20 protein-coding genes and 2 pseudogenes are annotated in these 25,476 nt (G+C 69.7%); 16 read left to right on the top strand and 6 right to left on the bottom strand.

Features of this window, described 5'->3' with window-relative positions; all coding sequences use genetic code 11:
* Positions 1-22 precede the first annotated feature (22 nt).
* The 3 genes from ACFYQA_RS20595 (at position 23) to ACFYQA_RS20585 (ending at position 2,788) form a co-directional block, all read left to right on the top strand.
* Positions 23-1,024, top strand: a complete 1,002-nt coding sequence (locus tag ACFYQA_RS20595; RefSeq protein ID WP_386404172.1) for a ketoacyl-ACP synthase III — start codon at positions 23-25, stop codon at positions 1,022-1,024.
* Positions 1,025-1,130: 106 nt separating this feature from the next.
* Positions 1,131-1,379 carry an acyl carrier protein gene (locus tag ACFYQA_RS20590; protein ID WP_004988657.1) on the top strand — a complete coding sequence of 83 codons (249 nt, stop codon included), beginning with the start codon at positions 1,131-1,133 and terminating at the stop codon, positions 1,377-1,379.
* A 137-nt stretch (positions 1,380-1,516) separates the two neighbouring features.
* A complete protein-coding gene (locus ACFYQA_RS20585) occupies positions 1,517-2,788 on the top strand; it encodes a beta-ketoacyl-[acyl-carrier-protein] synthase family protein (protein ID WP_386404168.1) in 1,272 nt (423 codons plus the stop codon).
* 253 nt (positions 2,789-3,041) lie between these two features.
* Here ACFYQA_RS20585 and ACFYQA_RS20580 read toward each other — a convergent pair whose 3' ends face one another.
* Positions 3,042-3,536: a DUF3145 domain-containing protein gene (locus ACFYQA_RS20580; protein ID WP_332427236.1), complete on the bottom strand. Its 495-nt coding sequence runs from the start codon at positions 3,534-3,536 to the stop codon at positions 3,042-3,044.
* A 325-nt stretch (positions 3,537-3,861) separates the two neighbouring features.
* On the opposite strand from ACFYQA_RS20580, the gene ACFYQA_RS20575 reads away from it, so the two are divergent.
* Both ACFYQA_RS20575 and ACFYQA_RS20570 read left to right on the top strand, forming a co-directional pair.
* A complete protein-coding gene (locus tag ACFYQA_RS20575) occupies positions 3,862-4,788 on the top strand; it encodes an SGNH/GDSL hydrolase family protein (RefSeq protein WP_388919593.1) in 927 nt (308 codons plus the stop codon).
* Positions 4,789-4,803: 15 nt separating this feature from the next.
* Positions 4,804-5,805: an aldose epimerase family protein gene (locus tag ACFYQA_RS20570; RefSeq protein ID WP_388919590.1), complete on the top strand. Its 1,002-nt coding sequence runs from the start codon at positions 4,804-4,806 to the stop codon at positions 5,803-5,805.
* Positions 5,806-6,017: 212 nt separating this feature from the next.
* Here ACFYQA_RS20570 and ACFYQA_RS20565 read toward each other — a convergent pair whose 3' ends face one another.
* Positions 6,018-6,854, bottom strand: a complete 837-nt coding sequence (locus ACFYQA_RS20565; protein ID WP_388919587.1) for an EI24 domain-containing protein — start codon at positions 6,852-6,854, stop codon at positions 6,018-6,020.
* An 86-nt stretch (positions 6,855-6,940) separates the two neighbouring features.
* Positions 6,941-7,963 (bottom strand): NADP-dependent oxidoreductase, encoded by a 1,023-nt coding sequence (locus ACFYQA_RS20560; RefSeq protein ID WP_388919584.1) that lies wholly within the window; start codon positions 7,961-7,963, stop codon positions 6,941-6,943.
* Between the two features lie 92 nt (positions 7,964-8,055).
* Between ACFYQA_RS20560 and ACFYQA_RS20555 the strand changes: the two genes are divergently transcribed.
* Positions 8,056-8,523: a MarR family winged helix-turn-helix transcriptional regulator gene (locus tag ACFYQA_RS20555; RefSeq protein ID WP_388919581.1), complete on the top strand. Its 468-nt coding sequence runs from the start codon at positions 8,056-8,058 to the stop codon at positions 8,521-8,523.
* A gap of 7 nt (positions 8,524-8,530) precedes the next feature.
* Here the strand turns inward: ACFYQA_RS20555 and ACFYQA_RS20550 are convergent, their stop codons facing one another.
* Positions 8,531-9,010: a hypothetical protein gene (locus tag ACFYQA_RS20550; RefSeq protein ID WP_388919578.1), complete on the bottom strand. Its 480-nt coding sequence runs from the start codon at positions 9,008-9,010 to the stop codon at positions 8,531-8,533.
* A gap of 704 nt (positions 9,011-9,714) precedes the next feature.
* On the opposite strand from ACFYQA_RS20550, the gene ACFYQA_RS20545 reads away from it, so the two are divergent.
* The 6 genes from ACFYQA_RS20545 to mmsB all read left to right on the top strand — a co-directional run bounded on the left by ACFYQA_RS20545 (position 9,715) and on the right by mmsB (position 17,287).
* Entirely contained in the window at positions 9,715-10,890 is a 1,176-nt protein-coding gene (locus ACFYQA_RS20545) for a mandelate racemase/muconate lactonizing enzyme family protein (protein WP_388919575.1), read from the top strand.
* Positions 10,887-11,948, top strand: a complete 1,062-nt coding sequence (locus tag ACFYQA_RS20540) for a zinc-binding dehydrogenase (protein WP_388919572.1) — start codon at positions 10,887-10,889, stop codon at positions 11,946-11,948. Before ACFYQA_RS20545 ends, ACFYQA_RS20540 begins: the two co-directional genes overlap by 4 nt.
* Before the next feature lie 223 nt (positions 11,949-12,171).
* Positions 12,172-13,140, top strand: coding sequence for a hypothetical protein (locus ACFYQA_RS20535; RefSeq protein ID WP_388919569.1), 969 nt, complete (start codon positions 12,172-12,174; stop codon positions 13,138-13,140).
* Positions 13,141-13,339: 199 nt separating this feature from the next.
* Complete coding sequence (chvE, locus tag ACFYQA_RS20530) at positions 13,340-14,449, top strand: multiple monosaccharide ABC transporter substrate-binding protein (RefSeq protein WP_388919566.1); 1,110 nt, start codon at positions 13,340-13,342, stop codon at positions 14,447-14,449.
* Between the two features lie 46 nt (positions 14,450-14,495).
* Positions 14,496-16,046 (top strand): multiple monosaccharide ABC transporter ATP-binding protein, encoded by a 1,551-nt coding sequence (mmsA, locus tag ACFYQA_RS20525; RefSeq protein WP_388919563.1) that lies wholly within the window; start codon positions 14,496-14,498, stop codon positions 16,044-16,046.
* On the top strand, positions 16,043-17,287 hold the full coding sequence (gene mmsB, locus ACFYQA_RS20520; protein WP_388919560.1) for a multiple monosaccharide ABC transporter permease: 1,245 nt from the start codon (positions 16,043-16,045) through the stop codon (positions 17,285-17,287). The genes mmsA and mmsB overlap by 4 nt, the downstream gene beginning before the upstream one ends.
* Positions 17,288-17,300: 13 nt before the next feature.
* Here the strand turns inward: mmsB and ACFYQA_RS20515 are convergent, their stop codons facing one another.
* Positions 17,301-18,545, bottom strand: a complete 1,245-nt coding sequence (locus tag ACFYQA_RS20515) for an RNA-guided endonuclease InsQ/TnpB family protein (RefSeq protein WP_388919557.1) — start codon at positions 18,543-18,545, stop codon at positions 17,301-17,303.
* A 383-nt stretch (positions 18,546-18,928) separates the two neighbouring features.
* Between ACFYQA_RS20515 and ACFYQA_RS20510 the strand changes: the two genes are divergently transcribed.
* Positions 18,929-20,089: an aldose epimerase family protein gene (locus tag ACFYQA_RS20510; RefSeq protein WP_388919554.1), complete on the top strand. Its 1,161-nt coding sequence runs from the start codon at positions 18,929-18,931 to the stop codon at positions 20,087-20,089.
* A 306-nt stretch (positions 20,090-20,395) separates the two neighbouring features.
* Positions 20,396-22,162: a pyridoxal phosphate-dependent aminotransferase gene (locus tag ACFYQA_RS20505; RefSeq protein WP_388919551.1), complete on the top strand. Its 1,767-nt coding sequence runs from the start codon at positions 20,396-20,398 to the stop codon at positions 22,160-22,162.
* A 76-nt stretch (positions 22,163-22,238) separates the two neighbouring features.
* Here ACFYQA_RS20505 and ACFYQA_RS20500 read toward each other — a convergent pair.
* Positions 22,239-22,415: pseudogene (locus ACFYQA_RS20500) on the bottom strand (RICIN domain-containing protein); the annotation flags it as partial.
* 188 nt (positions 22,416-22,603) lie between these two features.
* Between ACFYQA_RS20500 and ACFYQA_RS20495 the strand changes: the two are divergent.
* Both ACFYQA_RS20495 and ACFYQA_RS20490 read left to right on the top strand, forming a co-directional pair.
* Positions 22,604-23,950, top strand: a pseudogene (locus ACFYQA_RS20495) (IS200/IS605 family accessory protein TnpB-related protein); the annotation flags it as partial.
* Positions 23,951-24,604: 654 nt separating this feature from the next.
* Positions 24,605-25,476, top strand: an 872-nt coding sequence (locus tag ACFYQA_RS20490) for a reverse transcriptase N-terminal domain-containing protein (protein ID WP_388919820.1), incomplete at its 3' end; no start/stop codon positions are given.

The raw sequence follows: 25,476 nt of genomic DNA, 5'->3' as shown, positions 1-25,476 counted from the left end.
CGCCCTTAGGAGCAGAATCCGCATGGCGAAGATCAAGCCCAGTAAGGGTGCCCCGTACGCCCGCATCCTGGGTGTGGGCGGCTACCGGCCCACCCGGGTCGTGCCGAACGAGGTGATCCTGGAGACGATCGACTCGTCCGACGAATGGATCCGCTCGCGTTCCGGGATCGAGACGCGGCACTGGGCGTCGCCCGAGGAGACCGTCGCGGCGATGTCCGTCGAGGCGTCGGGCAAGGCGATCGCGGACGCGGGCATCGACGCCGGACAGATCGGCGCCGTGGTCGTCTCGACCGTGTCGCACTTCAAGCAGACCCCGGCCGTGGCCACCGAGATCGCCCACCTGCTGGGCACGGACAAGGCCGCCGCCTTCGACATCTCGGCGGGCTGCGCGGGCTTCGGCTACGGCCTCACCCTCGCCAAGGGCATGGTGGTGGAGGGTTCCGCCGAGTACGTGCTCGTCATCGGTGTGGAGCGGCTGAGCGACCTGACCGACCTGGAGGACCGGGCCACCGCCTTCCTGTTCGGTGACGGCGCGGGCGCGGTCGTCGTCGGTCCGTCCCAGGAGCCCGCGATCGGCCCGACCGTGTGGGGCTCGGAGGGCGACAAGTCCGAGGTCATCAAGCAGACCGTGGCGTGGACGGACTACCGCGACGGCGAGGTCGAGAAGTTCCCCGCGATCACGCAGGAGGGCCAGGCGGTGTTCCGCTGGGCCGTGTTCGAGATGGCGAAGGTCGCCCAGCAGGCGCTGGACGCGGCCGGGATCACCTCGGACGAGCTGGACGTCTTCATCCCGCACCAGGCCAATGTGCGGATCATCGACTCGATGGTGAAGACCCTCAAACTGCCGGAACATGTCACGGTCGCCCGTGACATCCGTACCACCGGCAACACCTCGGCCGCCTCGATCCCGCTCGCGATGGAGCGGCTTCTGGCGACCGGCGATGCGAAGAGCGGCGACACCGCGCTCGTCATCGGCTTCGGGGCGGGTCTCGTCTACGCCGCAACGGTCGTTACTCTCCCCTAGGCACTCCGTGCCGGATCACCCGGTCCGGCAGTACGGAGAACCGCACCACCCGCCGCTGTCGCGGCGGGCGCCACACCCTCAGGAATCACAGCGAAGGAGCGCCATCATGGCCGCCACTCAGGAAGAGATCGTCGCCGGTCTCGCGGAGATCGTGAACGAGATCGCCGGCATCCCGGTTGAGGACGTCCAGCTGGACAAGTCCTTCACCGACGACCTGGACGTCGACTCGCTGTCCATGGTCGAGGTCGTCGTCGCCGCCGAAGAGCGCTTCGACGTCAAGATCCCGGACGACGACGTCAAGAACCTCAAGACCGTCGGCGACGCCACCGAGTACATCCTCAAGCACCAGGCCTGAGCGCTGCCGGTCCTTCCGTCCGGATCATGCCGAGCCCGGCATGATCCGGACGGAAGGCCCGGGGCCGGGAGTCCCCGGCCCCGCCGCCCGGCGGTGGCGCCGTACGAATCCTCGTATCCGTTGGAGAAAGAATTCCGATGAGCTCGACCAATCGCACTGTGGTCGTCACCGGTATCGGCGCAACCACACCGCTGGGTGGCGACGCGGCCTCGACCTGGGAGGGTCTGATCGCCGGACGTTCCGGAGTCAAGCCCCTGACCCAGGAGTGGGCCGCCGACCAGGCGGTCCGTATCGCGGCCCCCGTGGCCGTGGAACCCACTGAGACCATCCCGCGGCCGCAGGCCCGCCGCCTGGACCGCTCGGCGCAGTTCGCGCTGGTCGCGGCCAAGGAGGCGTGGGCCGACGCCGGCTTCGAGGGCAGGGCCGGTGAGGACCCGAACGTCGCCCCGGAGCGGCTGGGCACGGTCATCGCCTCCGGTATCGGTGGCGTGACGACCCTGCTCGACCAGTACGACGTGCTGAAGGAGAAGGGCGTCCGCCGCGTCTCCCCGCACACCGTCCCCATGCTGATGCCGAACGGCCCGTCGGCCAACGTCGGCCTGCTCGTGGGCGCCCAGGCGGGTGTGCACACCCCCGTCTCGGCCTGCGCCTCGGGCGCGGAGGCCATCGGCTACGCCATCGAGATGATCCGTTCCGGCCGTGCCGACGTCGTCGTCGCGGGGGGCACGGAGGCGGCGATCCACCCGCTGCCGATCGCCGCGTTCGGCAACATGATGGCGATGTCCAAGAACAACGACGACCCGCAGGGCGCCTCGCGGCCGTACGACGTCGGCCGGGACGGCTTCGTCCTCGGCGAGGGCGCGGGCGTGATCGTCCTGGAGTCCGCCGAGCACGCCGCCGCGCGCGGCGCCCGCGTCTACGCGGAGGCGGTCGGCCAGGGCATCTCGGCCGACGGCCACGACATCGTGCAGCCGGAGCCGGAGGGCCGCGGCATCTCGCACGCCCTGCAGAACCTGATGGACGCCAACGACCTGGACCCGTCCGAGATCGTGCACGTCAACGCGCACGCCACCTCGACGCCGGCCGGTGACATCGCCGAACTGAAGGCGCTGCGCAAGGTGTTCGGCGACGACGTCGACCACATGGCGGTCTCCGCGACCAAGTCGATGACCGGGCACCTGCTCGGTGGCGCCGGTGGCGTGGAGTCGGTGGCGACGGTGCTCGCGCTGTACCACCGGGTGGCTCCGCCGACCATCAACCTCGACACCATCGACCCCGAGGCCGAGGCGAACGCGGACGTGGTCCGCGGCGAGGCGCGCAAGCTGCCCGTCGAGGGCCGCATCGCCGCCCTCAACGACTCGTTCGGGTTCGGCGGGCACAACGTGGTGCTGGCGTTCCGGTCGGTCTGACCGACGCCGGTACGCCGGGTGCGTACGTGCGAAGGGCCCCACCCACCGGGTGGGGCCCTTCGGCGTGTCGGGGAGAGCGGAAGTACACCGTACGGGGGTACCCAGACGGAGTACGGGGGTACCCAGACGGAGTACGGGGGTACCCAGACGGAGTACGGGGGTACCTGGACGGAGCACGGGAATACCTGGACGGAGCGCGGAGGTACCGGGTACGGAGCACGGAGGTATGGGGTGGGGCTGGGTTCCGGCGCGGTCAGACGACCTGGTGGAGCCAGCGGACCGGGGCACCCTCGCCCGCGTAGCGGAACGGTTCCAGTTCGTCGTCCCAGGGCTTGCCGAGGAGCTTGGCGATCTCGGCCTCCAGGTCGGTCTCGCCGTGCTGGGACCTGGCCAGGGCGGCGCGCAGCCGGTCCTCGGGGATCATGATGTCGCCGTGCATGCCGGTGACGGCGTGGAAGATGCCGAGGTCGGGGGTGCAGCTGTAGCGCTCACCCTCGGCGGTGGGGCAGGGCTCCGAGGTGACCTCGAAGCGCAGCAACTGCCATCCGCGCAGCGCCGAGGCGAGCTTGGAGGCGGTGCCGGCCTGGCCCTTGAAGGAGAACTCCGAGCGCCAGGTGCCGGGAGCGGCGGGCTGCCGGATCCAGTCCAGGCTGACGCGCACGCCGAGCACCCCCGCGACGGCCCACTCGACGTGTGGGCACAGCGCACGCGGCGCGGAGTGCACGTACAGGACTCCACGTGTCGTCACCGGAACCTCCGGGCAGAGCGGGACAGGTCGGAAAGGGCCGATCAGCGGGTGGCCGGGAGGACCACGTTGTGGCCGAGGCTACCGTGTGGCGGGGGAAGGAGTGTGACGTACCGTCCGTCCCGGTACCCGGAAATCGCCGCCATTCACCCGGCAGGCCGACAACCCAGGGGCGCCGGCCCAAGATCATGTGAGCCGTTCCATATACGCCGTTCCGTCTGAGCCGTTCTGCCCGGGCGGACCGCCGGGCGGACCGCCCGGGCAGGCGGGAACTCCCGTGCGTTGTTATGCATGGGGGACGGTGACCGATGTGCGGGGAGGCTGTGGGATGGACCAGGGGACACGGTGGAAGGGGCCGAAGCGGGGCGGCCGTTCGCGGGCCGTGCTCGCCGCCGTGGCGGCCGCCGCCGTACTGGGGGCCGCCGGCTGCGACGCCGTCGGCGGTGACGAGGCCGCTCCGTCCGGCACCGGGGCGAAGAAGGCCGCGCCGGCCCCGTCGCCCACTCCGGTCTGGGACACCAGCCCCGCCTCCGTGGCCGCCGTGGGCGATTCGATCACGACCGGTTTCGACGCGTGCGCGGTGTTGACGGACTGTCCCGAGGTGTCGTGGGCGACGGGCGGCAGCGAGAAGGTCGACAGTCTGGCGGTGCGGCTGCTGGGCCCGGCGGGGGCTGCCGAGCGGAGCTGGAACTACGCGGTCACCGGGGCGCGGATGGCGGACCTGCCCGGTCAGATGGCCCTGGCGGTGGGCCGGAAGCCGGAGTTGGTGGCGGTGATGGCCGGGGCCAACGACGCCTGCCGGGCCACCACGTCGGCGATGACGCCGGTGGCCGGCTTCCGCGCGGACTTCGAGGAAGCGATACGCACCCTGCGCAAGGCGCTGCCCAAGGCCCAGGTGTACGTGGCGAGCGTGCCGGACCTGAAACGGCTGTGGGCGCAGGGGCGGACCAGCGAGATGGGCAAGCAGGTGTGGAAGCTCGGCATCTGCCCGTCGATGCTGGGCGATCCGGACGCTCTGGACGCGGCGGCGAACGAGCGGCGCGCGACAGTGCAGGACCGGGTGGAGGAGTACAACAAGGCGCTGGAGGAGGTATGCGCCGAGGACGACCGGTGCCGCTACGACGGCGGGGCGGTGTACGAGTACAGGTTCGGCACCACGCAGTTGAGCCGCTGGGACTGGTTCCACCCCAGCATCGACGGCCAGGCCCGGCTGGCGGAGATCGCCCACCGTACGGTCACGGCGGCGAAGCCGTGACTTATTGTTTCGCACATGAACGAACTCTTCGGCACACTTTCCGACGGCACTCCGGTGCACCGCTGGACCCTGGAGCGGGCCGGCGTACGCGTACGGGTGCTGTCGTACGGCGGGATCGTGCAGGCCGTCGAGGTGCCGGACCGGGAGGGGCGGTCCGGGAACGTGGTGCTGGGCTTTTCCGGCCTGGACGACTATCTCGCCCATCCGGGGCCGTACTTGGGCGCCCTGATCGGGCGGTACGCCAACCGCATCGCGGGCGCCCGCTTCCCGCTGGACGGCCGGGTCCACACGCTCGCCCCGAACAACGGTCCGAACTCGCTGCACGGCGGTGAGCGGGGCTTCGACAAGCGCGTGTGGGACGTGACGCCGGTGGCTCACGGTCTGCGCCTCACCCTGGTCTCCGCGGACGGCGAGGAGGGCTTCCCGGGCCGCCTGGAGATGTCGGTGACGTACACCCTGGACGAGCGGGGCGCGCTGGGGATCGGGTACGAGGCGGTGACGGACGCGCCGACGGTGGTGAACCCGACGAACCACTCGTACTGGAACCTGGCCGGAACCGGGTCCGGTGCCGGATCCGGGGCCGGGACCGGGATCGCGGCCGGGCACGAACTGCGGCTCGCCGCCTCCCGCTTCACCCCCGTCGACGCGGATCTGATCCCGGCCGGCGACCACCAGGACGTGACCGGCACCCGCTTCGACTTCCGCGAGGCGCGCAGGACCGGCACCGGGTACGACCACAATTACGTGCTCGACAAGGGGGTGACACCGACACCGGTGGAGGTCGCCGAACTGTACGGCCCGGGCTCCGGGCGGGTGCTCACGGTGGCGACCACCGAACCCGGGATGCAGGTCTACACCGCCGACCACATCGGGGAGCCCTTCGCTCCCGGCGCCGGCATCGCGCTGGAGACGCAGCACTTCCCGGACTCCCCGAACCGGCCCGGCTTCCCGAGCACGGTCCTGCGGCCGGGCGGGACGTTCCGCTCGGAGACGGTGTACGGCTTCGCGGTGCGTTAGCGGGGCCCGCTCGCCCGGGCCCGGCCGGGGTGACGCACATGAGCCCCGGCCCGGGGTCAGGGTCCCGGGCCGGGGCTGCTCATGCAGAGGGATACCCCGGCCGACGGGAGCTACCCCGATTCAGACGGTAATCGTCATAGCGATCCCGCGGTCCGCGATCGGGCATTCGATCGAGAGTTCGTACGAATCCTTCACAAAGGGACACGATGTGGTCACCTCGTCCCACTCTCAGTGTCCGTCCGGCTGATCGACGGAGACGGCTGCGACGGCACGCCCGGCGTCTCGGCGGCGTCGCCGTCCCTGGTCTCCTCGCCGAGCAGGTCCCGTGCCATGAGGGTGGCGCCGGCGACCGCGCCCGGCATCAGGAACACGGCGACGAACGGGACGAGGTAGGCCAGTCCCAGCGGCGTGCCGAAGCCCCAGACAAGGGCCTTGCGGCCCCTCAGCAGGGCCAGCCGCGCCCGCAGCTCGACCCCGCGCCGTTGCAGGGCCACCGCCGTCAGCTCCTCCGTGAGGAAGAACCCGGTGACCATGAACCCGATCACCGGTACGACGGTCTGCCCGACGAACGGGACGAACCCGAGCGCGAAGAGCAGCACCGCCCAGAGCAGGGCCCGTACGACGATGCGGAGGCTGTCCCGGCCGGAGATCCACAGATCCCGCCACAGCGGCAGATCGGACTCGGGGGCGGTGCCGTCGGGCGAGACGTCCCGGTCGACCTTCTCGGAGAGGCTGTCGTAGAAGGGCTGGCCGATGAGCAGGGTCACGGCGGTGAAGGTGATGACGGAGAGCAGCAGGCCGAGCGCGAAGAGGAGGACGGTGAGCAGTCCGCGGAACAGTCCGAGCCAGGGGCTGGACCAGTCGTCCGCGAACGGTGTCGCCCAGCCGACGAAGCCCGCTCCCCACATGGCCAGCGCGAGCAGCGCCGCCACGTAGAGCACCAGCGTGATCAGTCCCGGCAGCAGGCCGAAACCGTACTGCTTGCCGTGCCGGGCGACCCAGCGCTGGCCCTTCAGGAGATACCGGAAACCCACCCCAAGATCGCGCATGGGGGAACTATAGGGGCCCGTCGTCGGCGTGTCGTCGGCCGACGCCCGGCCGGTCATCGGCCGGGCGCCACCCTCAGGCTCCGGCGTCAGAGCTTGACGATCATCTTTCCGGTGTTGTCGCCCCGCAGGACGCCCAGGAACGCCTCGAGGTTGTTCTCGATACCCTCGACGACGGTCTCCCGGTACTTGAGCTCGCCCGAGGCGATCCAGCCGCCGACCTCCCGCACGAAGTCCGGCCGCAGGTCGTTGTGGTCGCTCACCAGGAAGCCCTCGATGCGGCCCCGGGTCTGGATGAGGCGGGCGAGGTTGCGCGGGCCCGGCGCCGGCTCCGTGTTGTTGTAGACGGAGATCATCCCGCACACGGCGATCCGTCCGCCCCGGTTCAGCGAACCGATCGCGGCCTCCAGGTGGTCCCCGCCGACGTTGTCGAAGTAGACGTCGATGCCGTCCGGCGCGGCTTCGCGCAGCTGCCGGCTCACCGGGCCGTTCTTGTAGTTGAACGCGGCGTCGAATCCGTACTCCTCGACGAGCAGGGCGACCTTCTCGTCGGATCCGGCGGAGCCGATCACCCGCGAGGCGCCCTTGAGCTTCGCGAGCTGCCCCACCTGGCTGCCGACGGCACCAGCGGCGCCGGACACGAAGACGGTGTCGCCCTCCTTGAGCGCGGCGACGCGCAGCAGTCCCGCGTACGCGGTGAATCCCGGCATGCCCAGCACGCCCAGGTAGGTGGAGAGCGGCGCGGCGCCGGCGTCCACCTTGACGGCGCCCTTGGCGTCCACCAGCGCGTACTCGCGCCAGCCGAGGCCGTGCAGCACGTGGTCGCCGACGGCCAGCCCTTCCGCGCCGGAGGCGACGACCTCACCGACGGCACCGCCCTGCATGACCTCGCCCACCGCATACGGCGCCACGTAGGACTTGGCGTCACTCATCCGGCCGCGCATGTAGGGATCGACGGAGAGGTACGTGTTCCGCACCAGCACCTGGCCCTCCCCCGGCGTGGGGATCTCCGCCTCGACCAGGGCGAAGTCCTCGGGCTTCGGCCGGCCTACGGGCCGGCTCGCCAGGTGCCATTCACGGCCGGTGGCGGGGAGTGTGGGGGTGTCGGACATGGGGTGGGGCCTCTCCTCGAAATGTTTCATCACCTGAAACAACCATGCCGTTGAATATTTCAGGATGTCAAGCATGTGGGTACCCTGAGGGCATGGCCGCCACACCCAGTTCCCCCGGACGCCCCGACGACCTGACCCTGGAGGTCGTCGGCCTCATCGGCTCGGTGGTGGCCCGCTACCACGAGGAGTACGAGGAGGCGGCGGCCGGACACGACCTCACCGGCGCGCAGGCCCGGCTCCTGAGCCTGCTCTGCCTGGAGCCCCTGCCGATGAGGAAGCTCGCCCACCGCCTGAAGTGCGAGCCGTCGAACGTCACCGGCATCGTCGACCGCCTGGAGGCCCGTGGTCTGGCCGAGCGCCGCCCGGACCCGGCGGACCGCCGGGTGAAGGTGGCGGCGGCGACGCGGGAGGGCCGCAGGGTGGCCCGCGGCCTGCGCGAGTCGCTGCGCTTCGCCCGCGAGCCGCTGGCCGCCCTCACGGACGAGGAACGCCGCTCCCTGCGCGACATTCTGCGGACGATGCTGGACACCGAAGGGACGGCGGCCGAAGGCCGGGAGTGAGCGGCCGTCAGGTGCACCACCACAGGAAGCGGTCGCAGGTCTCCGAGGGTTCCGGCTCCGGCTCCGGCTCCGGTTCGGGATCCGGTTCGGGCTTCGTGGGGGCCGGGTCAGGGTCGTCCGGGTCGGCCGTGGCGTCCGGCCGGGCCGGGGGCTCCGGCGGTCGGCCCGTCGCCGGGTCTGCCGAGGAGGTGCCCGCGGGCGCCGACGAGGTCGCCTCGCCGGGCTCGTCCTCCGCCTCCGCCGACTCCTCGCCCGTCGGCGACTGCGAGACCGACGGCGAGCCGGACGCCTCCGCGGAGGGGGACGTCACGGATGCGTCCCCGCCCGCACCCGGGGCGCCGCTCGACTGCGGCGCCGGCTCGGTCCCGGACGCCCCGCCGTCCGGCGTCTCGTCCCCGGCCACCGCCGGCTCGGACTTCGCCCCGGGCGCGTCCAGCCCCAGCTCCGCGAGGCTCAACGCGCCCGCGGCCAGGACGAACCCCGCCACGACCAGCAACGAACGCCGCCGTCGCCTGCGGTGCGCCGCGGCCTTGCGGTCCCGGCGGCTCTCCCCCGCCCCCGCACCTTCGTCACCTTCGTCCGCGGCCGGGACGGCCTCGTCCGCGGGGTCCGCGGACAGAGGGTGCGCGGGGTTCTCGTCCTGCCGTTTCCCGGGCCCGGCGGTCCCATCGGTCCCACCGGCCTCGGCAGGCCCCGGGGCCGCCCCCGGGTCCGGCTCGTGTCCGCGGTCCGGCCGAGGTCCGGATTCCGGCTCCGGCTCCGGCTCCGGCTCCGGCTCCGGCTCCGGCTCCGGCTCCGGCTCCGGCTCCGGCGGATCGTTCTCGTACGCCGTCCGGGAGGCGTCGGAAGCCTCCGGGCGAGCCTGGAGGGTTTTTTCGGCGGGGGTGCCGCACCCAGGGCAGGCGAGGGCGCCGTTGAGGTGCCTTCGGCACGGGTGGCAGTAATCCATGACGCGTGAAGGCTAAGTTCCGCTCACGTCCGGTTCCTAGAGCAAACTGTGAAGGTTTGGTAGGGACGCTTGCCCATAGGTTTCGAAACTGTCGAAACCGTTATGCGCGAGACCCATTGACACCCCCGCCGCCCCGTCCTTACTGTCACGCCAGCATTTCGAACGTGTGACGAAATATCGAACACGTCGAGCCGAACCACCGAACGATCACAGGGTCCACAACGCAGCGAGGGGCGACTGCCGTGCGTATCACCGGAATCAGCACACACGTGGTCGGGACGCCGTGGCGCAACCTGACGTACGTCCAGGTGCACACCGACGAGGGGATCACGGGAGTCGGCGAGACCCGGATGCTGGGGCACACCGACGCCCTGCTGGGTTATCTGAAGGAAGCCGAGCTCAACCACATTCTCGGCTCGGACCCGTTCGCTGTCGAGGACCTGGTCCGCCGGATGAAGTACGGCGACTTCGGCCGGGCCGGCGAGATCGTGATGTCCGGTATCGCCGTGGTCGAGATGGCCTGCTGGGACATCAAGGGCAAGGCCCTCGGGGTCCCCGTCTGGCAGTTGCTCGGCGGCAGGGTGACCGACAAGGTCAAGGCCTACGCCAACGGCTGGTACACCACGGAGCGCACCCCGGAGGCGTACCACAAGGCCGCGCAGGCGGTGGTGGAGCGCGGCTACCGGGCCCTGAAGATCGACCCGTTCGGCACCGGGCACTTCGAACTCGACCACAAGGAGACCCTGTACGCCATTTCCCTGATCGAGGCGGTCCGCGACGCCATCGGCCCCGAGGCCGAGCTGATGCTGGAGATGCACGGCCGTTTCTCCCCCGCCACCGCCGTCCGCCTCGCGCGGGAGCTGGCGCCGTTCGATCCGGCCTGGCTGGAGGAGCCGGTTCCGCCGGAGAACCTCAAGGCGCTGGAGAAGGTCGCCGCCAAGGTCGACATCCCCCTCGCCACCGGTGAACGCGTCCACGACCGCATCGAGTTCCGTGAGCTGTTCGAGAGCCAGGCCGTCGACATCCTGCAGCCGGACGTCGGCCACATCGGCGGCATCTGGGAGACGCGCAAGCTCGCCGCGACCGCCGAGACCCACTACATGCTGGTCGCGCCGCACAACGTCGGCGGCCCGGTGCTCACCGCCGCGTCCCTCCAGGTCGGCTTCACCTCACCGAACTTCAAGATCCTGGAGCACTTCAACGACTTCGCCGACGCTGAGATCAAGAAGGTCGTCAAGGGCGCCCCGCAGGTGAACCCCGAGGACGGCTGCTTCCACCTCTCCGATGCCCCCGGCCTCGGTGTGGAGCTGGACGTCGACGCGGCGGCCGAGTTCCCGCAGCAGCAGGCCCGGTTCGACCTGTGGGCCGAGGGCTGGGAGCAGCGCAAGCCCAAGTCCGGCTCCGAGGGCACGAAGTGACCGGGCGGACGGGCGGCCCCGCGGCCACTCCCGCGGCCACCCGCGCGGCCGGGGACTCCGTCGCCGTCGTCGTCGACGGCCCCGGCGCGCACCGCCTGGTCGCGCACGAGCCGCGCGACCCCGGCCCCGGCGAGGCACTGGTCCGGGTGCACACGACCGGCATCTGCGGCAGTGACCGCGAGGTGTATCAGGGCAACCGCCCCGAGGGGTACGTGCGTTATCCGCTCACGCCGGGCCACGAGTGGTCCGGAACCGTGGAGCGGGTGGGCGCGGGCGTGCCCGCCTCGCTCACCGGCCGCAAGGTCGTGGGAGAGGGCTTCCGGAACTGCCAGGTGTGCGACCGCTGCCACGCCGGCGAGACGACGCTGTGCTCGGCGGGCTACGAGGAGACCGGGTTCACCCAACCGGGGGCGATGGCCGCCACGCTGACCCTCCCGGCCCGTCTGCTGCACGTCCTGCCGGACGGCGCCGACCTCACCGCGGCGGCGCTGCTGGAGCCGGCGGCCTGTATCGCCGCCGCCGCGCTCAAGGCGAACGCCGTGCCCGGGGAGCGGGTCGCCGTGGTCGGTACGGGGACCCTCGGCATGTTCGCGGTGCAGTTCCTGCGCGCGAACTCCCCGGCCGAACTGCTGGTCGTCGGTACCCGCAGTGACCGGGAGGAGCTGTCCCGGCGGTACGGCGCCACCGGCTTCCGCACCAAGGACCAGCCGCTCCCGGACGACTTCGACGTGGTGATCGAGACCGCCGGGTCCGCCGGCGCGGCCCGCACGGCCGCCGCGCTGCTGAGGCGCGGCGGGCGGCTCGTCCTGACGGGCATCCCGGCGCCGGGCGCGGACGGTCTCGACCCGACGGACCTGGTCGTACGGCAGCTGGAGGTGCACACCGTCTTCGGGGCGCCGCCTGACGCCTGGGCGCACACGGTGCGCGTGTTCGCCGCCGGGCTGCTCGATCCGCTGCCGCTGGTCACGCACGAGCTGCCGCTGGCCGGGTTCTCCGAGGCCATCGAGCTGGTGGGGTCCGGCGACCCGAAGGTGGGCAAGGTCCTGTTGCGTCCCTAGGGCGCCCGGCCGTGTGCCGGTACGGGGCGACCTGACCGCGCCCCGTACCGGTGCACCCGCCCTCCTCTCCCCCGCTCGCCTCTCCCCCGCCCGCCTCCTCCCCGCCCTCCTCCGCCCGTCGACCGTGCCCCTGCCTCTCCTTCCCACGGGCCGCTCCCCCCACGGGCCACTCCCTCCCACGGGCCGCGAACTTCGTCCGACATACCGAACAAAAGGACATCTTGTGACCGACGCTTCCGCCAAGGCAGCCCGCAGGCCCGGTGAGCAGGCGCTCACCGCGCTCGGCCTGGGCGCTCCCGCCCCCGACCCCGCCGACGCCTCGCCGCACTCCTTCCCCGGCGGCGGCCGCTGGCGCACCGAGGTTCCCTCCTGCGAGGGGCCCGAGGCGCTGGGGGTGGTCCTGAAGGAGGCCTCCCGGCTGGACGTGCCGATCCACCGGATCAGCCAGGGCAGCGGCGTCTGGATGCTGACCGACGTCGAGATCACCGAGATGGTCGAGGCCACCGCCGAGCGGGACATCGAGCTCTGCCTGTTCACCGGCCCGCGCGGCACCTGGGACATCGGCGGCTCCACCCGCACCGACTCGCGCGGTGCCGGCCTGCGCGCCCGGGGCCACGATGCGGTCGCCGGTTGCGTCGAAGACGCCGTAAGGGCAACGGAATTGGGCGTCAAGTGCCTGCTCGTCGCCGACGAGGGGGTGCTGTGGACGCTGCACCGGGCGCGGATGGCCGGGCTCATTCCGCAGGACACCACGTTGAAGGTCTCGGCCCTCATCGGACCGGTCAACCCGGCCTCGTACGCGGTGTACGAGCAGCTCGGCGCCGACTCGATCAACGTGCCGAGCGATCTGACGCTGGATCATCTCACCGAGATCAGAAGGGTGTCGGCCACTCCGATGGACATGTACATCGAGGCCCCCGACGACCTCGGCGGCTATGTCCGGATGTACGAGGTGGCCGAACTGATCCGGCGCGGTGCGCCGTTGTACCTGAAGTTCGGCCTGTCCAAGGCGCCCGGGATCTATCCGTACGGGCACCACATGCGGGACGTCACCCTCGCCAGCGCCAAGGAGCGGGTGCGGCGCGGCCGGCTCGCCCTGGACCTGCTCGCCCGCCACGGCGCGGACCGCGACATGGACCCGCTCGGTTCACGACTCCCGGGGGATCTGCGCAGGTTCGGCATCTCGTCATAACGTTCCGGAAACTCGGCTTCACAGAAGCAGACACAGACGCGCACAATCCCACACACTCCTTTCTCGGGATTGCCCGGCATCTCCTTCGCACCGCACCGCCCCGCAGCACCCCGCACCGCAGCTTCATCGCCAAATCACTTGACCCGAAAGCGACTTCGCGCCTCCGGGCCACCCTGCACACACATCGAGGATGATGATCATGCGTAACCGCAGAGCCGTCACCGCCGCCATAGCCACCGCCGCCTCCCTCGCCCTCACCCTGTCCGCCTGCGGCCAGGGTGAGGGCGGCGGCGAGAACGACAAGTCGGGTTCCGAGGGGGCGACCATCGGCATCGCGATGCCGACCAAGTCCTCCGAGCGCTGGATAGCCGACGGCAAGTACGTCGTGAAGGAGGTGGAGTCCAAGGGCTACAAGACCAAGCTGGTCTTCGGCGAGGACGACCCGGACCAGCAGGTCGCGCAGGTCGAGAACCTGATCACGCAGGGCGTCAAGGCGCTGATCGTCGCGGCGATCGACAACAAGTCGCTGAACAACGTCCTGCAGCAGGCCAAGGACGCCGATATCCCGGTGATCTCCTACGACCGTCTGATCCTCGGCACGGAGAACGTCGGCTACTACGCCTCGTTCGACAACGAGAAGGTCGGCAAGCTCCAGGGCGACTACATCGCCGACAAGCTCGGCCTGAAGGACGGCAGCGAGAAGGGCCCCTTCAACATCGAGCTGTTCGCCGGCTCCAACGACGACAACAACACCCGCTACTTCTTCAAGGGCGCGATGAGCGCCCTGCAGCCGTACATCGACAAGAAGCAGCTCGTCGTCCGGTCCGGTCAGACCGAGCTCAACCAGGTCACCACCCTGCGCTGGGACGGCGGCACCGCCCAGAAGCGTATGGACGACATCCTGACCTCGTCCTACAAGAGCGAGCGGGTCGACGCGGTCCTCTCCCCGTACGACGGCATCTCCATCGGCATCCTGTCGGCGCTGAAGTCGGACGACTACGGCTCCAAGAACAAGCCGCTGCCGATCGTCACCGGCCAGGACGCCGAGGTCGCCTCGGTGAAGTCGATCATCGCCGACCAGCAGTCCATGACGGTCTACAAGGACACCCGTGAGCTCGCCAAGGTCGCCACGAACATGATCGACGCGCTCCTGAACGACAAGGAGCCCGAGGTCAACGACACCAAGTCCTACGACAACGGCGTGAAGGTCGTGCCGGCCTACCTGCTGGAGCCGGTCGCCGTGGACAAGAGCAACTACCAGGAGGCCGTGGTCGACTCCGGCTACATCAAGGAGAGCGACCTCAAGTAGACGACCCCGGCACACCGCCGTCACCTACGGATTGGAAGGCACGACCATGGCGGGACCCGTCCTGGAAATGCGCTCGATCGTCAAGACCTTTCCCGGCGTCAAGGCGCTGTCGGACGTCACCCTGACCGTCCAGCAGGGCGAGGTCCACGCCATCTGCGGCGAGAACGGCGCCGGCAAGTCGACCCTCATGAAGGTCCTCTCCGGCGTCCACCCGCACGGCACCTACGAGGGGGAGGTCCTCTTCGAGGAGGGGCTCTGCCGGTTCAAGGACATCAGGACCAGCGAGCAGCAGGGCATCGTCATCATCCACCAGGAACTCGCCCTGGTGCCGTACCTCTCCCTCGCGGAGAACATCTTCCTCGGCAACGAGCACGCCCGGCGCGGCTTCGTCGACTGGCACGAGACGCTGCGGCACGCGACCGAGCTGCTGCGCCGGGTGGGGCTCGACGACCACCCGGAGACCCGGGTCGCCGACATCGGCGTGGGCAAGCAGCAGCTGGTGGAGATCGCCAAGGCGTTGTCGAAGAAGGTGAAGCTGCTCATCCTCGACGAGCCGACCTCGGCGCTCAACGACGAGGACAGCGGCAAGCTGCTCGACCTGATCCTCCAGCTGAAGGAACAGGGCATCACCTCGATCATCATCTCCCACAAGCTGAACGAGATCCGCGCGGTCGCCGACTCGGTGACCATCCTGCGGGACGGGCGGACCATCGAGACGCTCGACGTGAAGGCCCCGGAGACCACCGAGGACCGGATCATCAGCGGGATGGTCGGCCGCGACCTCGAGCACCGCTTCCCGGAGCGGACCCCGCACCACCCCGAGGAGGGCACCGCCCCCGCCCTCGAGGTGCGCAACTGGACCGTGCACCACCCGATCGACCAGCAGCGCAAGGTCGTCGACGACGTGTCGCTGCAGGTCCGGCGCGGCGAGATCGTCGGCATCGCCGGCCTGATGGGCGCCGGCCGCACCGAACTGGCGATGAGCCTGTTCGGCCGCACCTACGGCCGGCACGCGGGCGGCACGGTCCTGCGGGACGGCAAGGAGATCCGTACCAAGACCGTCCCCGAGGCGGTGCGGCACGGCATCGCGTACGTCACCGAGGACCGCAAGCACTACGGCCTCAACCTCATCGACACCATCAACCGCAACATCTCGCTCAGCGCGCTGGGCAAGGTCGCCAAGCGGGGAGTGGTGGACGAGCACGAGGAGCGCCAGGTCGCCGAGGGCTTCCGCAAGTCCATGAACATCAAGGCGCCGACGGTCTTCGAGCCGGTGGGCAAGCTGTCCGGCGGCAACCAGCAGAAGGTCGTCCTCAGCAAGTGGATCTTCGCGGGTCCCGAGGTGCTGATCCTGGACGAGCCGACCCGCGGCATCGACGTCGGCGCCAAGTACGAGATCTACACGGTCATCGACCGACTGGCCGCCGAGGGCAAGGCGGTCGTCTTCATCTCCTCCGAGCTGCCCGAACTGCTCGGCATGTGCGACCGCATCTACACGATGGCCGCCGGGCGGCTGACCGGGGAGTTCTCGCGGGCCGAGGCCTCCCAGGAATCGCTGATGCGCCGGATGACGAAGGACAAAGAGGTAACCCGATGAGCACGGATGTCACCGACAAGACCCCGGCCGCCGCGCCGCCGGGCGGGAACGGGGCGGGCACCGGTGACGGACTGCTCCAGCTGATGCTGGACGGCATGCGCCGCAACATGCGCCAGTACGGCATGCTGATCGCCCTCGGCCTGATCGTGGCGCTGTTCGCGGTGTGGACCGACGGCGACCTGCTGCTGCCGCGCAACGTGTCCAACCTGGTGCTGCAGAACAGCTACATCCTGATCCTCGCGATCGGCATGATGCTGGTCATCATCGCCGGCCACATCGACCTGTCGGTCGGCTCACTGACGGCGTTCGTCGGCTCGATGGCCGCCGTGTTCATGGTCCGCAACGACCTGCCCTGGCCCGTGGCGGTGCTGCTGTGCCTGGCGGTGGGCGCGATCGCGGGCGCGGTACAGGGGTGGTTCATCGCGTACGGCGGGCTGCCGTCGTTCATCGTGACCCTGGCGGGCATGCTCACCTTCCGCGGTCTGACCGAGATCTTCCTCGACGGCCAGACCCTCGGCCCGTTCCCCAAGGGGCTGCAGACGACCGCCAACGGCTTCCTGCCCGAGGTCGGCCCGAACACGAACTATCACAACCTCACCCTGTTGCTCGGCCTCGGACTGATAGCCCTCGTGGTGCTCCAGGAGGTCCGCGACCGGCGCCGCCAGCAGGAGTTCGCCCTCGACGTCCTGCCCGTCAAGCTGTTCCTGCTGAAGCTGGTGGCGCTCACCGCCGCCATCCTCACCGTCACGCTGCTGCTGGCCAGCTACAAGGGCGCCCCGATCGTGCTGCTGATCCTCGGCGCGCTGCTCGTCGGCTTCGGCTACGTGATGCGCAACGCCGTCATCGGCCGCCACATCTACGCCATCGGCGGCAACCTGCCCGCGGCCAAGCTGTCGGGTGTGCGGGACAAGAAGGTCACCTTCCTGGTCTTCCTGAACATGGGCATGCTCGCGGCCCTGGCGGGTCTGGTCTTCGCCGCCCGCTTCAACGCGGCCTCACCCAAGGCCGGCCTCAACTTCGAACTCGAGGCGATCGCGGCCGCGTTCATCGGCGGCGCGTCGATGAGCGGCGGTGTCGGCACCGTGCTCGGTGCCATCATCGGCGGTCTGGTCCTGGGCGTGCTGAACAACGGTATGAACCTCGTCGGCGTCGGCACCGACTGGCAGCAGGTCATCAAGGGCCTGGTGCTCCTGGCAGCGGTCGGCTTCGACGTGTGGAACAAGCGCAAGGTCGGTTCTTGACATGCTCCCTGGCCTAAGGCCCAGGGATTCCGGTCTGGGCCGTCTGACCCTTCCGGGGGCTTCCTGCTTCACCGCGCTGTGCGGGCACACGTGCCCGTCTTACCGGCACTCCACAGGCGTTTCGCGTCTCCGCCCGTCCGGCGGCGACGATACGGCGTCCTTCGAACAGGACGTTGCAGGCTGCGTTGTGGTCACGGTCGTGCACGGTGCCGCACGCCCCGCACGTCCACTCCCTCACGTGCAGGGGTTTGGGACCGTCCCGGAAGCCGCAGGCCGAGCAGATCTGAGAGGACGGGAAAGCACGGTCCACCTGGGCGAAGGTGCGGCCGTGCTTGACCGCCTTGTACTCCAGCATCCGGACGAACGCGGACCATCCCGCGTCGTAAACGGACTTGGCAAGCCGGGTGCGGCCGAGACCGGACACCGCGAGGTCCTCCACGTACACCGCTTGGTTGTCGCGGATGATTTGTGTGGATACCTTGTGTTGGAAGTCCCGGCGCTGGTTCGCGACCTTCGCGTGACAGCGTGCGACCTTGCGGCGGGCCTTGGCCCAGTTCTTCGATCCTTTCGTCTTCCGAGACAGCTCCCGCTGACCGCGCTTGAGCTTCTTCTCCGCCCGGCGCAGGAAGCGCGGGCTTCCGATCTTCCGCCCGTCGGAGAGGACTGCGAAGGCGGTCAGGCCGAGGTCGATACCGGTATCGACCTCTCCCTTGGGGAGAAGGTCCGGTTCGGTGTCCACGACGAAGCTGAGGAAGTGCCGTCCACAGCTGTCCCGGGTGACGGTCAACGACGTGGGCGCGGCCGGAAGCGGGCGGGACCACCTCACCGCCAGTTCACCGACCTTGGCCACATACACCGTGCCGTTCTCCCTCAGAGAGAAGGCGCTGGTGGTGAGACGGACCGACTGACGGGTGTCCTTCTTCGACTTGTAGCGGGGAGGGCCTGCCTTGCGGCCCTTCCGCTTGCCTTTGAGGCTGTCGAAGAAGTTCTTGTAGGCGGCATCCAGATCCCGCAGGGACTGCTGCAGGACAACCGCGGAGACGTCGGCGAACCAGGCGCGCTCGTCGGTGCGCTTGGCCTGGGTGATGCGCAGCCGGGACAGCTCCGCCGACGTCACGTACGGCAGCCCGGCCGCGTGCGCTTCCTTCCGGTCGCGCAGGCAGTCGTTCCACACCACACGGGCACACCCGAAGGCACGCGCCAGCGCACGGCGCTGGGAGGCATCCGGGTAGGCCCGATAGTTATAGCGAAGCTGCACGAACCAAAACGCTACGGCTATTTCCCTCAACGCGTCACGGAACAACGAAAGGCATATAAGACGCATTACTTCCATGAGGGAGAGATGCGCTTGACCCTTGTGACGCGGTACCGGCACGAGATGTTGACATGCTGCGCAGAGGTCATGCGCACGGTCTGCGAGGAAGGGGAAATGAAGAAGTTCGGCAGGCGATCACGACCACGTTCACCTCCTGATCCGCCACTCCATCGAACAGCAACAACGTGCGCTCTGAGGTGCACGTCAAAACAGCCTTGCAGACGCCTTCGCCCCCGGCGTATGCGCTGAGGCCTTCTGTAAGAGTCCTCGGTCAGTCAGCTCGGGCCCGCCGGACGGCGGGGCCCCTTCCCTTTCGGGAGTTGCACATGGAACTGAGCAGACGCACGGTCATCGCAGGAGCCGGAGCGGCGGCGGCCGGAGCAGCCGCCACCACCGCTCTCGGCGGTACGGCCCACGCCTCACCGGGCAGGGGGAAGCCGACGCGGACCCTCTTCGGCCGGCTCGCCGACGGCACGAAGGTGCACAGCTGGTCGCTGGCCAATGGCGGGACCCGGCTGAAGGTCCTGTCCTACGGCGGCATCGTCCAGTCCCTGGAGGTCCCCGACCGCCGGGGCCGCCACGCCAACGTCTCCCTCGGCTTCGGCACCCTCGAGGAGTACGTCGCCTCCAGCCCGTACTTCGGCGCCCTGATCGGCCGCTACGGCAACCGGATCGGCAAGGGCCGCTTCACCCTCGACGGCACGGCCCACCAGCTCTCCGTCAACGACGGCGCCAACAGCCTGCACGGGGGCGACCGGGGCTTCGACAAGCGGGTCTGGGACGTCGAACCGTTCGCCGAGGGGTCCGACGTCGGACTGCGCCTGTCCTACGTCAGCGCCGACGGCGAGATGGGCTACCCGGGCACCCTGCGGACGAAGGTGACGTACACCCTCACCCGGCACGGCGACTGGCGTATCGACTACGCGGCCACCACCGACCGGGCCACCGTCGTCAACCTCACCAGCCACGTCTACTGGAACCTCGCCGGCGAGAGCAGCGGTTCCATCGGCGACCACGAGCTGTCCATCGCCGCCACCCGCTACACGCCGGTCGACTCGGGGCTGATCCCCACGGGCGAACTGGCCCGGGTCGGCGGCACCCCCTTCGACTTCCGCGGCGCCAAGCCGGTCGGCCGAGATCTGCGGGTCGCCCACCAGCAGATTCTGTACGGGCAGGGGTTCGACCACAACTGGGTGCTCGACAAGGGCGTCACCGCCCGCCCCGGGCACGCCGCCACCCTGCGCGACCCGTCCTCCGGCCGCACCCTGCGGATCGCCACCACCGAGCCCGGACTGCAGTTCTACTCCGGCAACTTCCTCGACGGCACCCTCGTCGGCACCGGCGGGCGGGTCTACCGCCAGGGCGACGGGCTGTGCCTGGAGACCCAGCACTTCCCGGACTCGCCGAACCGGCCGTCGTTCCCGTCGACCGTGCTGCGGCCGGGCGAGACGTACCGGACGACGACGGTGCATTCGTTCGACGCCTGAGCCCCGAACCCGGGTCCTCACGGGCCCTGACGGGTCCTCACGGGCTCTGACGGGCCCTGGCATGGGTCCTGGACACGGGCCCTGACGGGCCCTGACGGGCCCTGACGGGCCCTCGGGGGAGGCCGGCCCGGGGCGCGTGACGCACAAACCCCGCCCGGGGTTCACGCCGTCACACTTTTTTCACACCGGTTGAACAGCGTCACACCCCCCTCCGTATGTACGGGTGGCCCGCGCTCCCCCGCGCGGGCCACCCACGCATGACGGGCCCGGTACGTCCCCGCCGGGCCCGCCGCACCCGGAGGTTCCATGGCCGACAACGTCACCTCGTTGTTCCGCAGCAACGCGGCGCACAGCCCCTCGATGGCTGCGCTGGCTCGGGAGAGCGACGGGGCCGGCCTGGTGGACTTCTGCATTCCCTGCAACCCTTACTTCCCCACCCCCGCCATGTTCGAGGACATGGCGACGCGGCTGCGCGAGATCATCACGTACTACCCGAGCAGCGCCGACACCATCACGGCCGAGCTGTGCAGCCTGCTCCGGCTCCCGCCGCAGTGCGTGGCGATGGGCAACGGATCGACGGAACTCATCACCTGGATCGACCACCTGCTGGTCCGCGAGTCCCTCGCCGTCCCCGTCCCCACCTTCGGCCGCTGGACCGACCAGCCCATGGAGACCGGCAAGCGGGTCGACATGTTCCCGCTCCAGGAGTCCGGCGGCTTCGCCCTCGACCTCGCCCAGTACGCCGAGTTCATCCGCGCGCGGGGCACCAAGGTCGCGGTGATCTGCAACCCCAACAACCCCGACGGCGGCTTCCTGCACAAGCACGCGATCGTGCAGTTCATGGACGCGATGGCCGACCTCGACCTGGTGGTGATCGACGAGTCGTTCCTGGAGTTCGCCGACGCCGAGGTGGAACCGTCGGTGGTGCAGGAGGCGATGCTGCGCCCCAACGTCATCGTCCTGCGCAGCCTCGGCAAGAACTTCGGACTGCACGGCATCCGGTTCGGCTACCTCGTCGCCAACCCCGCGCTCGCCGGCCGCATCCGCTCGATGCTGCCGAAGTGGAACCTCAACTCCTTCGCCGAGCACGTGGTGTTCATGTTGAAGGAGCACGGCACCGAATACCAGCAGAGCCTCCACCAGGTACGCCGCGACCGGATGGACATGTCCGGCCAGCTCTCCTCACTGCCCGGTCTGACGGTCTACCCGTCCCAGGGCAACTTCCTCTTCGTGCGCCTCCCCGTGGGAGCCGAAGGCACCGTGGTCCGGGACCGCATGCTCACCGAGCACCGGCTCCTGGTCCGCGAGTGCGGCAACAAGATCGGCTCCTCCAGCCGCTTCCTGCGTCTCGTGGTACGTCCGCAGGTGGACGTACGCCGCCTGGTGTCCGGCCTGGAACAGGTGCTCTACGGGACCTCCAGGAGGGGAGCCGCCGTGCCCGAGCAGGCCACAGGGACCGGCTACAGCTCGGGCACGGCGGCGGTGGACCGCCTGTTCAGCGAGACCAACGGCGCCGGTACCCAGGGCCTCGCCGCCCAGGCCATCGGCGCCGGTACGGGGGCGCCGGGCCTGCCCGCCGCTCCGGCCGCCGGCATCGGCATGCCGCTCCCCGCCGTCCCGTCCCAGGTTCCGATGGGCACGAGCGGCGGGATGCCCATGCCGGCGGCAGCCTCGTCGGGGCCGCAGCAGATGCCCCAGCAGGCGCCACAGCCCATGCAGGCCCAGCCCGTACAGGCTCCGCCCGTGCCGTCCCCGCCCGTGCCGCAACAGCCGGTTCCCCAGCAAATGCCGCAGCAGGTGTCTCAACAGATGCCGCAGCACCCTCTGGCGGCTCCGGCTCCAGTTCCAGCTCCGGTCCCCGCGCCCGCCCCGATGCCCGCCCCGATGCCCGCCGCGGCGTCGTACCCGTCCCCGCAGATGCCCACCGGTCCCACGCCGCCCGGTGTCCCCGCCCGCGGCGGCCTGACGGCGGCGCAGGTCAGGGGCACCGACGGCCTGTCCCAGGCCCCGGGGGCCGGCTGGTCCGGAGCACAGAGCTGGCCGGAGGCGGCCGGCATGGCCCCGCTGAGCTGACAGACCCCCCACGGGACACACGGGACGCGTCGGGGTACCGCGAAGGCACCCCGACGCACCCGAGGTCCCGGGCCGGTCAGACCGGGTTGAGCCGCCACTGCTGGCAGGCGTTGTTCAGCCAGGTCCACTGCCGTACGTCGGCCGCGTCCGCGGTGGAGCAGCCGGCGACGTCGGCGACCTTTCCGCTGGCCTGGTTGACGATCCGGACGTGGCCGCTGTCGGTGGCGACGAACCGGAACCGCTGGCAGGTGTTGAGGCTGCCCCTTGTAGGTGTACGGACCCAGGGGGTTGGGAGCTGTTGGGGTTTGGCTGAGCACGAGTGCGTTCTGGTGTGCATAAGTGAGTGCAGACGGGCGCGGCCACGGTCACGGCCGGGAGTGCGTGCTGTCATGCCGGAAGGAGGGAATGTGGGTTCGTCTGCCGAATGCGTGACCTTGGCGGATGGTGCTCGCTGGGTGGGGTGATCGGGTTTTCGGGGCTGGGCTGACGGAGAGGTGTGGGGTGGACGGAGCACTACGGAAGCTTGCGGCGCCGTTTGTCGTGCCCGGCCCGTCGGGGGTGGCCGTCCGTACCCGGCTGGGGCAGCTCACTCCCGCCGATGAGGAGGTGCTGCGGCGGGTGGGCGCGCAGCTGGGCACGCTCGCCGGCCGTGACCTGAAGGCGCGCTGCCACGACGGCCTCAAACATGACACCGGGGCGTGGGCGGCACGCAAGCGGGAACTGACCCCGCTCTCCTCGGCCCGCTGGGCGGGCGTGATCACCAAGGCCACGCATGACCAGTGGGCGCTGGCCCGCCGCAGCGCCCTCGCCCACCTTCAGAACCTTCAGGCGGGGGTCCACATGCTGCGGCACCGGCTGTCGCTGCCGCTCGGCGCGAAGGGCTCGCGGAAGGCCCCCGGCGGGTACTGCAGCAGGCGGGAATGGCACGCCAAGGCCCGGCGCCTGCGGGTGCTGGAGGACCGGCTGGCGCAAGAGCGCGCCGACTGGGAGGCCGGGATCGTGCATGTGGCGCGCGGCGGCAAGCGCCTGGCCCGCATACGCCACCAGCTGCCCGCCGCCCGGCTCACCGAAGCCCAGTGGCGCGCACGCTGGCATGCAGAACGGTGGTTTCTGCAGGCGGACGGGGAGTCCGGGAAGCGGTACGGCAACGAGACCATCCGCATCAGCCCGGACGGTGAGGTGAGCATCCGGCTCCCCGCCCCGCTGTCCGGGCTGGCGAACGCGCCGCACGGCCGGTACGTCCTCACCGGCCGGGTCGGGTTTGCGCACCGCGGGCCGGAGTGGGCCGACCGAGTGGCGGCGAACCGGGCCGTCGCCTACCGCATCCACCACGACGCCGGCCGGGGCCGCTGGTATGTGACCGCCTCCTGGCAGAAACCCGTCACGCGCACGATCCCGATGGCGGCGGCCCTGGCCGACGGGGTGATCGGGGTGGACCTGAACGCCGACCACCTGGCCGCCTGGCGCCTGGACATTCACGGCAACCCGACCGGCGACCCGCGCCGGTTCTCCTACGACCTGTCCGGCACCGCAGAGTACCGTGACGCCCAGGTCCGCCATGCCCTGACCCGACTCCTGCACTGGGCGAGGGCATGCGGCGTGAAGGCGATCGCGGTCGAGGACCTGGACTTCACCGCGGAGAAGACCCGCGAGAAACACGGCCGCAAGAAGTGGTTCCGGCGGCTGGTCTCCGGCCTGCCCACTGGCCGGCTGCGCGCCCGGCTGGTCTCGATGGCCGACCGGACGGGGATCACCATCGTTGCCGTGGACCCCGCCTACACCTCGAGGTGTGCGACACGAAGTCGCACCGTAAGAAGTGGAGTAGCAATGGAAGCCATATAACCAGTGCTATTCCCTGGCTTGTGTCATAGGTCAGTCCCCTGCGCTCACGTGCGTCGACAGTAATGACGAGGTGCGAAGCTGAGCGAACGGAAAGCCTAAGGATATCCCCGGCCATCGGGAATATCCGGGCAGTGGGGGAAGAGTGGCAGGGTGAACGAAAGTGAACCTCCGATGATGGCTCGTAAGTGTAGTCCGTCGATGGCGTGCAATAAGACGGTATGGGAAGGGCCGCGCTGAAGCGGCGGGTGGAGTCGTAGGAATATCGCTGCGGCTCAAGGCACCACCCTCTTCCCCGGGCTGCAGGAGGCACCCGCACCACTCGCATCTTCGCGGTGTGGAACGTGGAAACCCCGTTGAGGTCCGGTCGCAAGACCGGTAAGCCGGACGTAAGAAAGGCAGAACTCCTCAGCGGGAACAGGAAGGCTCAAGAAGCGAATGCCGGTGGGGCGAAAGCTCAGAGGAAATGGAAGAGATTCCTATAACTCGCCGGATACGGGACCAGTGCCCGGCCCGAAAGGGAGCAGACGTGAGCCTGGTGGACCCTTGAAGAACGAAGCAAGGAACCCGGAACCGAAGGACAAGTTAGACGGAGGGAGGGTCATGGCGGAAGTTGCGGAAGCCGTGGCGCTTCCTGCGAACGGACCAGAGGGCGGCTCTAAAGCCTGGCGCAGCATCGACTGGGCACAGGCCGAGGAGAACGTACGGCGACTGAGGCAGAGGATCTTCAAGGCCGCGCAGCAAGGGGACCTCAAGAAGGTCCGCAATCTGCAGAAGCTCATGTTACGCAACTACTCCAACACGCTGGTAAGCGTGAAACGGGTGGCCCAGGTGAGCTCCGGCCGCAACACTGCCGGCGTTGACGGAGTCAAGAGTCTGACCCCGTCCCGGAAGTATGAACTCGCCTCTGCGATCCACGCGGAGGAGAGACCATACCGGGCAATGCCGGTAAAGCGTGTGTACATTCCGAAGAGCAACGGAAAACAACGTCCACTGGGAATCCCGGTCATCCGGGATCGCGTGATGCAGGCGCGGGTCAAGAATGCGCTTGAACCGGAGTGGGAGTCCCGATTCGAGCCGAGAAGCTACGGCTTCCGTCCCGGACGGGGTTGCCATGATGCACGCGAGGCCATCTTCAACGCCGCAAGTTCACGTGGCAAGAGGGTGTGGGTCCTGGACGCCGACCTTGCAGGCGCGTTCGACCGCATCAGCCATCAACACCTGCCGGAGTCACTCGGGACGTTCCCTGCCAGGGAAATGATCCGGAAGTGGCTCAAAGCCGGAGTGATGGAACGCGGGCGCTTCGCACCCACAGAGGAGGGGACGCCGCAGGGTGGTGTGATCAGCCCCCTGCTGCTCAATGTTGCTCTTCACGGCATGGAGGAAGCCGCAGGGTGCCGGTACAAAAAGAAGGGCATCGGGCGAGAGCCCGTGGCCGTACCTGGCACACCGATCCTGATTCGCTACGCCGACGA

The sequence above is a fragment of the Streptomyces sp. NPDC005774 genome, assembly GCF_042871645.1.
Taxonomy (GTDB): domain Bacteria; phylum Actinomycetota; class Actinomycetes; order Streptomycetales; family Streptomycetaceae; genus Streptomyces; species Streptomyces pratens.
The sequence above is the reverse complement of the archived record's forward strand: the minus strand, read 5'-3'. Positions and strand labels throughout refer to the sequence as shown.

Excerpts from the sequence above, each read along its gene's own strand:
- ACFYQA_RS20595 (WP_386404172.1), top strand. The coding sequence starts at position 23 with ATGGCGAAGATCAAGCCCAGTAAGGGTGCCCCGTACGCCCGCATCCTG.
- ACFYQA_RS20590 (WP_004988657.1), top strand. The coding sequence starts at position 1,131 with ATGGCCGCCACTCAGGAAGAGATCGTCGCCGGTCTCGCGGAGATCGTG.
- ACFYQA_RS20585 (WP_386404168.1), top strand. The coding sequence starts at position 1,517 with ATGAGCTCGACCAATCGCACTGTGGTCGTCACCGGTATCGGCGCAACC.
- ACFYQA_RS20575 (WP_388919593.1), top strand. The coding sequence starts at position 3,862 with ATGGACCAGGGGACACGGTGGAAGGGGCCGAAGCGGGGCGGCCGTTCG.
- ACFYQA_RS20570 (WP_388919590.1), top strand. The coding sequence starts at position 4,804 with ATGAACGAACTCTTCGGCACACTTTCCGACGGCACTCCGGTGCACCGC.
- ACFYQA_RS20565 (WP_388919587.1), bottom strand. The coding sequence starts at position 6,854 with ATGCGCGATCTTGGGGTGGGTTTCCGGTATCTCCTGAAGGGCCAGCGC.
- ACFYQA_RS20560 (WP_388919584.1), bottom strand. The coding sequence starts at position 7,963 with ATGTCCGACACCCCCACACTCCCCGCCACCGGCCGTGAATGGCACCTG.
- ACFYQA_RS20555 (WP_388919581.1), top strand. The coding sequence starts at position 8,056 with ATGGCCGCCACACCCAGTTCCCCCGGACGCCCCGACGACCTGACCCTG.
- chvE (WP_388919566.1), top strand. The coding sequence starts at position 13,340 with ATGCGTAACCGCAGAGCCGTCACCGCCGCCATAGCCACCGCCGCCTCC.
- mmsA (WP_388919563.1), top strand. The coding sequence starts at position 14,496 with ATGGCGGGACCCGTCCTGGAAATGCGCTCGATCGTCAAGACCTTTCCC.
- mmsB (WP_388919560.1), top strand. The coding sequence starts at position 16,043 with ATGAGCACGGATGTCACCGACAAGACCCCGGCCGCCGCGCCGCCGGGC.
- ACFYQA_RS20510 (WP_388919554.1), top strand. The coding sequence starts at position 18,929 with ATGGAACTGAGCAGACGCACGGTCATCGCAGGAGCCGGAGCGGCGGCG.
- ACFYQA_RS20505 (WP_388919551.1), top strand. The coding sequence starts at position 20,396 with ATGGCCGACAACGTCACCTCGTTGTTCCGCAGCAACGCGGCGCACAGC.